This is a genomic window from Bacillus sp. UNC322MFChir4.1, assembly GCF_000746135.1.
Taxonomy (GTDB): Bacteria; Bacillota; Bacilli; order Bacillales; family Bacillaceae_G; genus Bacillus_A.
Genome location: NZ_JQKQ01000015.1, coordinates 149,277 through 158,434, shown reverse-complemented (window position 1 = coordinate 158,434; position 9,158 = coordinate 149,277). Strand labels below are relative to the sequence as shown.

8 protein-coding genes and 3 pseudogenes are annotated in these 9,158 nt (G+C 33.8%); 6 read left to right on the top strand and 5 right to left on the bottom strand.

Translation table 11 applies throughout. From position 1 onward, the window contains the following. Positions 1–233, bottom strand: a pseudogene (locus BR72_RS08875) (IS4 family transposase); the annotation flags it as partial. Between the two features lie 269 nt (positions 234–502). Continuing rightward, the gene (locus BR72_RS08870; RefSeq protein ID WP_035432052.1) at positions 503–934 is read right to left on the bottom strand and encodes an Lrp/AsnC family transcriptional regulator; all 432 of its coding nucleotides are present in this window, start codon (positions 932–934) and stop codon (positions 503–505) included. Between the two features lie 148 nt (positions 935–1,082). Here BR72_RS08870 and BR72_RS25465 point away from each other — a divergent pair, with 148 nt between their 5' ends. Beyond that, complete coding sequence (locus BR72_RS25465; protein ID WP_035434724.1) at positions 1,083–1,283, top strand: DUF1272 domain-containing protein; 201 nt, start codon at positions 1,083–1,085, stop codon at positions 1,281–1,283. 260 nt (positions 1,284–1,543) lie between these two features. Here the strand turns inward: BR72_RS25465 and BR72_RS08865 are convergent, their stop codons facing one another. After that, positions 1,544–2,956, bottom strand: coding sequence for an IS4 family transposase (locus BR72_RS08865; RefSeq protein ID WP_035432051.1), 1,413 nt, complete (start codon positions 2,954–2,956; stop codon positions 1,544–1,546). A gap of 655 nt (positions 2,957–3,611) precedes the next feature. On the opposite strand from BR72_RS08865, the gene BR72_RS08860 reads away from it, so the two are divergent. Genes BR72_RS08860 through BR72_RS08845 form a run of 4 tightly spaced genes read left to right on the top strand, consistent with a single transcriptional unit; the run spans position 3,612 to position 5,986 of the window. Beyond that, entirely contained in the window at positions 3,612–4,052 is a 441-nt protein-coding gene (locus BR72_RS08860) for a LytTR family DNA-binding domain-containing protein (RefSeq protein ID WP_035432049.1), read from the top strand. A 12-nt stretch (positions 4,053–4,064) separates the two neighbouring features. Further along, positions 4,065–4,535 carry a DUF3021 domain-containing protein gene (locus BR72_RS08855; protein ID WP_081904830.1) on the top strand — a complete coding sequence of 157 codons (471 nt, stop codon included), beginning with the start codon at positions 4,065–4,067 and terminating at the stop codon, positions 4,533–4,535. Beyond that, entirely contained in the window at positions 4,536–5,258 is a 723-nt protein-coding gene (locus BR72_RS08850; protein ID WP_035432045.1) for an ABC transporter ATP-binding protein, read from the top strand. Between the two features lie 2 nt (positions 5,259–5,260). Continuing rightward, the gene (locus BR72_RS08845) at positions 5,261–5,986 is read left to right on the top strand and encodes an ABC transporter permease (protein WP_035432043.1); all 726 of its coding nucleotides are present in this window, start codon (positions 5,261–5,263) and stop codon (positions 5,984–5,986) included. An 800-nt stretch (positions 5,987–6,786) separates the two neighbouring features. On the opposite strand, the pseudogene BR72_RS25460 reads toward BR72_RS08845, so the two are convergent. Both BR72_RS25460 and BR72_RS08835 read right to left on the bottom strand, forming a co-directional pair. Then, a pseudogene (locus BR72_RS25460) lies at positions 6,787–6,981 on the bottom strand (Tn3 family transposase); the annotation flags it as partial. Between the two features lie 44 nt (positions 6,982–7,025). After that, entirely contained in the window at positions 7,026–7,826 is an 801-nt protein-coding gene (locus BR72_RS08835; protein WP_035432039.1) for a hypothetical protein, read from the bottom strand. Positions 7,827–8,007: 181 nt separating this feature from the next. Here BR72_RS08835 and BR72_RS08830 point away from each other — a divergent pair. After that, positions 8,008–8,879 (top strand): annotated as a pseudogene (locus tag BR72_RS08830) (IS4 family transposase); the annotation flags it as partial. Positions 8,880–9,158: the final 279 nt, after the last annotated feature.

The following is a 9,158-nucleotide window of genomic DNA, read 5'->3' as shown; positions in this document are numbered from 1 at the left end:
CTAATAAGAACACCTGTAGATACTTCAAGACAGCTACATAATTGTGTGAGTGATGTACTTGCGACCTGTTGACTAAGCCATACACATAAAGCAACTAACTCCTTTGCTTGATATTTACTCTTTCGCTGAACGAATCCTTTTTCTTTAGCTAGGTGTTCTAGAACATGAGGAGACATATGTCGTTGTAATTCTTCAGCAATCGGTTGAAGTTCGTCAAGAATCGAAAAATCCATAAAAAAACGCCATCCTTTCCTATAATTCTACAGAAAGGATAACGTCTTTTTTGCTTTATGGATAGTGTAAAACCTTAGCTTGATAGCGATGTGGCGGTACCCCAAATAGCTGTAATTCATCAGATACAGAAATAGACATACAAAAACGCCACCCTTTCCTATGATGATACAGCAAGGATAGCGTATTTTTTTCATTTTAGGGAATTCTTGTTTTGTTAGTTTGATAGTCATGTGGAAGAATTTCTTAAATAGCTTCGAAGAACTCTATTCTAAAAAATACATCTATATTTTACTGGTGATGATAAGTTAATTAAAGTTGATGGATAGCCAAACTCCATTGAAGCATCTATAAATTCTTCTAAATGTTGTACCGATTCAGTGACTATTTTCACCAAATAACTATATTGTCCGGCTAATCTGTGGCACTCAAAGACCATGGGATTTTCTTTGCAAAAATTTCTGAATTGTTGACATTTTTTTGATTCAAACAAAACAAAAGCCGTTACATTCTTATTTAATTTCTCTGGGTTTATAACTGCCCTATAGGCTGTAATAATATTTTTATCCTCTAATTTTTTTACTCTTTCTTTTACAGCAGGTGTTGATAAGTTCACCATTTTTCCTAGTTCAGTCATAGATATGCGTCCATCTTCTTGAAGAATATGTAAAATATTTCGGTCAATATGGTCCGTTTTAAACATCCCCTTTTTATTTAAAGCAAAACGCTTATAATAAATAAATTTTTTAAGTCTTTTGGATGAAATAGCTAATAATTTGTATTTAAACAAAATTATATTATATTTATAATTTTATGTATATAATGAAAAAAATGTTATTGGAGGAATAAAAATGGGACTTGAGATGAGGAAATGCTGTGAGAAATGTAATAATAAGGTTGAAGAGCAATCTTTAGCTTTTATTTGCACACATGAATGTACATTTTGTGAGGAGTGTACAAAATTAATGAATTATGTATGTCCTAATTGTCAAGGAGAGCTTGTCAAAAGACCTAGACCCCTATCTAGTAGTGTCTGCTCTCTTAACATATAACAATACTACTTATTAGGTTCGTAACGAAATAGGTTCAAAAGATAAAAGGGGGCGATATTATGATTATTAAAATGAAGAAAGATATGGGGAACATATATAAATTATAGCATAAAGGGGTCCTGCCGCATGCCCATCAAGTTAACCAAGTAAATTACTAGATATGAAACGATCCTTGTTTCATATCTAGTAATTGATAGAAAAGTAGGCATACTAAAGAAACCTATTAAAACGTGATTTTTTCGCTAGGCAGCTTGTCTATGCTACACCGTCGTTTTATACACAATCCCTAGAATATCAAAGACGGTCACCTTCTTATACCTATGACATTTACGACCGTTCTTTTTGAGCAGCTGATAAAGGCGATGCAGAATTTTCAAAAGTTCTTCTGTGCCAACGGCTATCGCTTGAAACAGTAACGGAAAGTAATCTTTAATCATATAAATCGCTTTATATTCACTCAGCTCCTGCTTTTTCTTTTCAAGCAGAAGCTGTCGCATTTGAAACATCGTAGAAGAACAGAGGAGAATGCCGATGAGTTGTCCATATAAATGGCATTCTAGACGTTCTCTTTTCACATTTTTACATTCATCAATTTCAAAAAATGACTTCCACGTTTTAAACAAAATCTCAATTTTCCAACGAAGTGAATACAATGAATGCACGTAGTTTGTCGGTACTTTTTCTAGCGACGTGTTCGTGATATATACATTCATGCCCATTAATCGTTTACTTTTATCCTTCATGACAATACCTTTCTTCTTTTCACGTATCTCTTGGTTTTTCAGGCGTGTTTGCGTTTGATCATCGGTTAAACGATGGATAATGACACGTGCTGGCAGCTTCTGATTTTGACCAATGTATGCCTCGGGGATTTCCATCGTTTCACCAGGGATTAGACTAGACATCATTTGTGTCATATCAAGCTGGATGTATTCTGTTTGTTTTTTTAGCGTGCCATTATTGAAGTATTCTGGCTCAGGGTTCTTGATATAAATACGTGTATTCAGCTTCAACCGCGAGATATAGTAAGCCTCTTTATCATGAATGGTTTGTAAGTCCTTTAAATCGAAGTAACCAAGATCACGTAAACACAAATCGTCCGCCTCTACGGTTTCAAGGCAGATGGTACCGTATGTTTTATCATTATTCTTTCCTGGTCCAAGCTGCACGTTAAGAAATTGACCACTAAGTAAATCATATTCCAATTGGATTTTCACGCCTGCCGTATTACTACTCCCACCTGAACCTTGATAGTCAGTGGCGAAATGATCAGGCAGTTGAAACACTGTCGCATCTAAAATACGGATACGATTGAAAGTAGAGATTATATGTGCAGAAAGTGAGTGATTTGAACAGAGTTTTTGTGTGAGAAGAGAAGTAAAGACTTCTCGAAGAAATGCGACAGCTGCCGGATTAAATCGTTGATTCAGTCCTTCTGAGCTCATCAGTACCCCAGTGGAAACTTCTAACTGACTGCACAATTGTGTAAGTGATGTGCTAGCAATTTCTTGACTGATCCATACGCAAAGGGCAATGAGTTCGTTTGCTTGATACTTGCTAGATCGCTGTACAAAGCCAACTTGTTTGGCGATATCTTGTAGGAATACTGGAGATAAAAAGTATTGTAGCTCTTGTGCGAAAAGATTCAGTTCATTTGAAATGATAGGATTCATCAAAAACGCCATCCTTTCTGTATATTTCTAAATAAATAATAGCGTTTTTCATATTATTTATATACAAATTTATCTCAATTTGATAGCGATGGGATGATATCCCTATTAGTATTTAATGCATCTAGAAACCCTTCAGATTTTCTGAAGGGTTTCTTCGTTCACATAGTCTTTACTAACAGATATAAATATAATTCACTTAAGAAAATATAATGTTCACAAATAATAAAGTCCTTTAAGAAACAATCAAATTATTTAGTTAGAGCCACACGCCACATAATAAAGTGTCGTTTTTTCTATTCATGTATAATAGAAATATAAAAAATTCATTTTATTAATAGGGTAAAGCTTTTCATAAATATATAGTTTTTTGAATATTATAAAGCCCTTCATACAGGCTATTTACCTATATGGGAAACTTTTCAAAAAAATACGATTTTTTATTAAGAAATACATATATTGGATTAGTACACAGAGTGCCTGTCTTCGTGTACTTTTTTATTGTAAATAAGGAGAATGTGTTCCTGAAGCATCTAAAAAGAATTGCTATATTCGTATTTTGACCAATTATCGTGTGAAAACGACCGATTATCGAAAATCCATTTACAGTAACTTAAATAGCTTTTATATTTAGAGCGAGCGAAAGGGAAGTGGTGAAGTGAAGTTTGAAGTTTCGATTGACCCATCTTATAAAGAACCTAAAATTATCATTCTTACAGATAAAATGACAGATGAGATATCTGATATTATGAAACGGCTCTCAGAGGCTCGTATGGATTCATTGGCTGTATTTTCAGAAAGAGGTGTTGAAATAGTCGAATGTAAAGATATCGTCAGAATCTATGCGGAGAAACAGAAGGTATTTCTCCAAACTGTTGCTGGCATCTATACGGTTCGTTCAAGGTTATATGAACTAGAAGCGAAACTAAATAGTCAATTTTTCGTTCGTATTTCAAACTCAGAGATTGTTAACATTAAAATGATTACGAATATGGATATTAGTATAACAGGAACTATTGGTGTTTTATTAGTAGGGGATATCAAAACATATGCTTCTCGACGCTATGTTTCAAAAATTAAGAAACTATTTGGGATATGAGGTGAAAACATCTTGAAAAACATATTTAGTCGAGTTGTAGGTGGTTTTATCATCGGCGTGATTATAGGGCAAGTAGTACAAATTCTTATTTCACTCAAATTAGGAAATGGAGAATACATACCAGTTGTGGGACACTTTCGTTCTCTCTTCGATAGCGAGATGATCGCTGTCATTGTGCAAATACTGTTAACAGGAATCATTGGTGTCACGTTCGCTACAAGTGCTCTTGTTTTTGAAATAGTGAAGTGGAGTCTATTGAAACAGTATACCGTTCATTTTTGCATAACAGCATTGGTATGGGTACCAATAGTGACACTGCTTTGGATGCCAAAAACGTTCATAAGCACAATAATTTTTTGTATTAGTTTTTTAAGTACATATGTTGTCACATGGGTTATTCAATACATGACTTCAAAGAATGATATCAAACAAATTAATGCTGCGATTCAATCGAAACAATTAGAAGGGAAAGGTGATGAATAAATGGCCATTGCTATAAAGAATCTAACAAAAAATTATAAAGAGCACACAGCTGTCGATAATCTTTCACTGACGATTGAGAAGGGAGAATTTTTTGCACTTCTAGGACAAAATGCTGCCGGGAAAACAACGACGATTAAAATGCTTAGCTGCTTGCTTACACCTACAAGTGGAGACGCTCTGATGTTAGGGGATAGCATTGTCGAGAACCCAACGGCAGTAAAACAAAAAATAAATATTTCGCCACAGGAAACTGCGGTAGCTCCGAATCTTTCTGTAAAAGAAAATTTAGAATTCATCGCAAGTATATATGGAAGTAATAAGAAAGACGCTACGCAAAAAGCAGTGGAAATGATGAGGAAGTTTGGACTTTTAGAACGAGCTGAAAATAAAGCTAAAACATTATCAGGTGGGTTGCAGCGGCGATTAAGCATAGCAATGGCACTTATTTCGTCACCTGAAATTATTTTTTTAGATGAGCCAACATTAGGATTGGATATTCGTGCTAGACATGATTTAGGGAAAACACTTCTTGAATTAAAGGGGAAAATCACAATTATTTTAACGACACATTATCTAGAAGAAGTAGAAGCACTTGCTGATCGTGTTGGGATTATGCACGGTGGTAAGTTGCGTGCACTTGGAACTATTGATGAGTTAAAAGAGAATACGGGAGAATCTTCCTTAGAGGATATCTTCCTTAAGCTAACTGAAGAGGGGGCTTGACCATGAGAACTTTAACATTTGCTACGCGTAATCGTAAAGAGATTTTACGAGACCCTTTGACACTTGTATTTGGGATTGTACTTCCGATTATTATTATGTGTCTTTTTTCAATCATGCAGAAAAATATGCCATTTGAACTTTATAGCATAGAAAACTTAACACCAGGAGTGATTGTTTTCAGTTTTTCATTCGCTACGTTATTTTCAGGGATGCTGATTGGAAAGGATAAAAGTAGTTCGTTTTTAATGAGAATTTTCGCCTCCCCTATGGCTGCGACAGATTATATTGCTGGGTATGCTCTCCCTTTATTACCTGTTGTATTTCTTCAAATTGTTATTTGTTTTATTTCTGCATTTTTCTTAGGTTTATCTATTAGTCTGAATGTAATATTTGCTAGTTTTCTCCTTGTTGTCATTGCAACGCTTTACATTGGGTTTGGTTTACTACTCGGAACGTTCTTCACTGATAAACAGGTAGGTGGAATATTCGCAATATTTGTGAATCTAACAACATGGTTAAGCGGAACTTGGTTTAAGTTAGATATAATTGGTGGTACTTTTAAAACAATCGGTTATGCATTACCATTTGCTCATGCAGTTGATGCTACACGATTTGCTTTATCTGGTGAGTACAGAAGTATTGTTGTACCTTTATTATGGGTAGTTGGCTATACGGTAATTATCTTCTTAATTGCTGTTTGGGGCTTTAAGAGAAAAATGAAAGGCTAACTAAATTTCATTCCTATTTAATACTATAAACAACTTAACGTTGTAAATCCGTATTATAGGGGCGCTACTTCAGTCAAAGGTTTTGTAGTTAACATCCCCCACTTATCAGTAGTCAAAAATGAATAGAATTCTCGTTTTGGGGGTGATCTAAAACATTAGCTTGATGGGCATGGGGTTCCGCCAACCAAATGTTAGTACGTTGGCTATACCGCATACCCATCAACTTAAGAATGTTCTAACCCGGCTGAATGAATTTCAGTTTGTTTACACTCTTAAGTTGATGGGTATGTATGGTGATCCCTCTTAAGTACTTTCAAAAAATGTCCCTATAAAAATTATAAAGGTAAGAATCATTAATAGCCCTACACTAATTAATATAGCCAAAATACTCCTTAAAGTAGATTTTCGGTTTTTTATGCCTCCTAGCCCCATTACACTAATTAAAAAAGCAAATAAAGTTAAATAAAATGTCATATAAATTGGATTTATTCCAGTCAAATTCAAGAAAACTTTATGTAAAGGTGTAAAAGAGAATATATAGAACATTAGTACACAAAATAACGAAAAAACAAAAGACCAAAAATTCAAAATTGTCGCCATAGGCTTTATTCTCCTTTCAAAATGAATTACACATAACTCCCACGTTTTGTTCGTAAAAAATAGACCCCCTTTCTATCTTTTTGTAATAAATAAAATGACCTCATTTTTATAAGTAGCGCATTTTTTCTTGGTAAATTTACTAATTGATTGGACATAGATTTTTTCTCTCCCCCCATTTCGGGGATTTGGGCAAAAACACCCTATTTCTTCTTTATTCTATTTTTTCGTAATGGACGTAAGTTTTCAAAATCTACTTTTTGATTTAAATTCCAAATATAATCACCAGTAAGTGCAATATGCTCCCAGCCTAATGGAGAGATGTGTTGAATATATTCCTTTGGAATATGAATGCCATTATTCCGCAATGTTTCAATTGCACGAGAGATATAAATAGAACACTTTATCTTTCTATTAAATATTAAAATATGAATATTTAATTCTAATCATTAAAAATTCTACTTTTTCTTGCTTTAATTGTTTCTAAAATATAGAAAAGAACCCCTAAACCAAATATCTTTTCAGTGTTAGAAATATTATTCCCAAATTTAATAATAGGTGCATTTAATCCAAATCTTTCATTCCATTCTAAAGGCATATATCCTCTTTTACAGCTTATTAATGTACGATCATCTATTGCACGAAAAGACGTTTCAAAAAAATCAAATTCAACTTCTACCTCAGAAAGTTTAATCTCTTTTTCATTCATTAAAGAACCACGTACCATTCCAAATCCTTGTATAATACTTTCTTTAAACATACCTACACAATTATAATTCGAGTCATAAATAACCCAATCATAATTTTCAACTTCACTATGGAAATACGCAAGAATTTCCCCATTACTTGCTTCCAATCCAATAACTTGCTTGTTTTTTAAAAAAGGTAATTTTGAAGAAATTATATCAGCTGAAATTATATTTGTTCCTGCTATATACGCTCCATCGGGATTATATAAACCGAAATGTTTATTACTTTCGGGTAATTCCAATAAAACATAAGTATCAATATCCCAAAACTTAAAATCATTTTTAACTATATTCTCTTTTAATAAATTCCCTTTTCTTAATTGCCAATATCCAATTCCAAAAACAACAAACGAAACTATAACAATAAATATTATTTCTCCCCAATTAACATCACCCCAACTATTATACAGACAATATAACCCAAAAAGAAAAACACCTATTCCAATCAAACACTTAAAACGCCCCTTTTTTTTATAATACTCAAATAATTCCACGCAAACACCTCTATTAATTAATCTTAATACCCAATTATCCTTTAAATATACCAAGGACAAAATATATAATCTAACATTTCTTTAAAATTATAGTTGGAAAGTAAACATACATAGAATAAAGAAGTGCTTGTACATTGATTTGTACTGCATTCCCTTATTCTATGTATCCTATATTCCTATTCTTGAAACCGTAGAGGCGGACGATTTGTGCTCACGTGATCTTGGTTACTTCGATTTAGGAGACTTACAAACCATTCATGATAAAGAGGCTTACTATATCTCGCGGTTGAAGTTGAATCCACGCATTTATATCAAGAACCCTGAACCAGAATACTTCAACAATGTTACGTTAAAAAAGCAACCAGAATACATTCAGCTTGATGTGACACAAATAATATCTGGTCTAATCCCTGGTGAAACGATGGAAATCCCCGAGGCATACATTGGCCAAAATCAGAAGCTTCCAGCACGTGTTATTATCCATCGTTTAACCGATGATTAATAACACGTTTGAAAAACCAAGCGATACGTGAAAAGAAGAAAGGTATTGTCATGAAGGACAAAAGTAAACTTTTAATGGGCATGAATGTATATATCACGAACGCGCCGTTAGAAGAAGTGCCCATGAACTACGTACATTCATTGTATTCACTTCGTTGGCAGATTGAGATTGTGTTTAAAACGTGGAAGTCATTCTTTGAAATTGATGAATGTAAAAATATTAAAAGAGAACGCCTAGAGTGCCATTTATATGGACAACTTATCGGCATTCTCCTCTGTTCTTCTACGATGTTTCAAATACGACAGTTTTTGCTTGAAAAGACAAAGCAAGAGCTGAGTGAATACAAAGCGATTTATATGATTAAAGATTACTTTCCGTTACTGTTTCAAGCGATAGCCGTTGGCACAGAAGAACTTTTAAAAATTCTGTATCGCCTTTATCAACTGCTCAAAAAGAACGGTCGTAAATGTCATCGGTATAAGAAGATGACCGTCTTTGATATTCTAGGAATTGTGTATAAAACGACGGTGAAGCATAGACAAGCTGCCTAGCGAAAAAATCGCGTTTCAATAGGCTTCTTTGGCATGTCTACTTTTCTATCACTTGCTAGTTTTGAAATAAGGATCTTTCGTATCTAGTATTTTACTTTGTTAGCTTGATGGGCATGGGGTACAGCCGTATGCCCATCAACTTAAGAAATTCCTTGTTCCCAAAAATGAAAAAACTTAAAAAGTTGTTTGCTATAATTGGTGCGTTTACAATGATAGTTTCCGACTAGATCAAATTGACTATCAGGTATTTTTTTCCTAACTTGATGAACATATATAGTG